The sequence below is a fragment of the Pedobacter sp. 01T416_2 genome (assembly GCF_056398925.1).
In genome coordinates, this window is record NZ_JBFTQI010001072.1 from 1 (window position 1) to 1,491 (window position 1,491).

At 37.2% G+C, this 1,491-nt stretch carries 2 protein-coding genes; both read left to right on the forward strand.

The window, feature by feature from the left end:
* The coding region (locus tag AC1DPQ_RS27445; RefSeq protein ID WP_477611518.1) for an asparagine synthetase B family protein at nt 1–836 on the forward strand (836 nt) is incomplete at its 5' end.
* 4 nt (nt 837–840) lie between these two features.
* A partial coding sequence (locus tag AC1DPQ_RS27450; RefSeq protein ID WP_477611519.1) for a glucosamine inositolphosphorylceramide transferase family protein occupies nt 841–1,491 on the forward strand: 651 nt, incomplete at its 3' end.

A 1,491-nucleotide genomic window follows, 5' to 3' on the forward strand; every position in this document is an offset into this window, starting at 1 on the left:
GTGCTATACCTACCATGTTGCTCAGTAAAAATACCAGGAAGCATGTAACCGTTGCCTTAAGTGGTGATGCTGGCGACGAAGCTTTTTTAGGCTATCATCGCTATAAATGGATTAAACAGGTTAACAGCCTGTTTTATGCGCCACACAGCATTAGAAAAGCATTGGCAGGCTTAATTAGCCAATTGCCGAGCTATCGCCATAAATTAATTGCCATGGGTATTTCCATGGAAGATATAGAAAAGCTATATGTAAAAATGTTTGGCAATATGGAAAATTCTTGGGTAAAACAACCCGATCTGGCCAAGTATAACCCATTGATGCATATTTTAACCAATCCATCTAAACCTTTGTTAGAACGGATTTCTGATTTTGATATTAAAACCTATTTAAACGGAGATATCAACACCAAAGTAGATCGTGCTTCAATGGCCTTTTCGCTTGAATCACGTTCTCCTTTAATGGATTACAGAGTGATAGAGTTTTCTAGAAGCCTACCCACAGCATTTAAATACACCAATGGAAACCAAAAACGGATATTAAAAGATTTATTGTTCGATCGTGTTCCTGCACATATTTTCGATAGGCCAAAGGCTGGCTTTACCATGCCATTCCAGCATTGGTTCAGAAATGAATTAAAAGATTATGTGATGGATAATTTATCAGTCGATAATTTGAAGAACATCCCTGGCATTCATTTGAAAAGAACCCAAGAGATTATCAATGAGCATATGACCGGGAAGTGGAACAGGTATCCACAGATATGGAAATTGCTGGTACTCTCTCAATGGTTAATTAAAAATAAATCAACTGCAGATAAAGTTTCTTTAGTAGCATAACAAGATGAATGCAACTGTTAACCTCTTTAATAAAATATTCGCAGCTGATAAATGGAATATTGGTTTTATTTATCAAACACCTGAAGAACTGATCAGCACAAAAAAGCTAAATGCGGGGATAAACTGGCTACAAGAAGACAACATCGATTATGCCGCTGATCCTTTTGTGGTGAGTGTAAATAATGCACCAAGGATTTATTACGAAGAACTGGATTTTTGGAAAGGGAAGGGCGAGATTATGATGATTGATGGATTCGACTTCAAAAACAAGAAGAAAGTGCAGGGCATCAAGCCAGATGCGATCCATTTATCTTATCCCTATCTTATAGAAGAAAATGGTTGTTTATACTGCATTCCCGAAACGTCAGAAGCGAAAGAAATAGCACTCTATCAGGTTGACCAGGAGAATCCTAGCCAGTTAACCAAAATAAAAGTGCTGGTTAGTGGAAAAGCTTTTGTAGATAGCTCGATTATTTATCATGAAAATAGATATTGGCTTTTTACCAGTGTATCCGGAGATCATCATCACCTGTATATTTATCATTCAAAAACGCTAAACGGTCAATACACAGGGCATTATCAGAACCCAATTCCTGTAGAAAAAGAATTTTGCAGAGCTGCAGGGAGTTTATTTAAAGTTGGCAAATCACTGTAC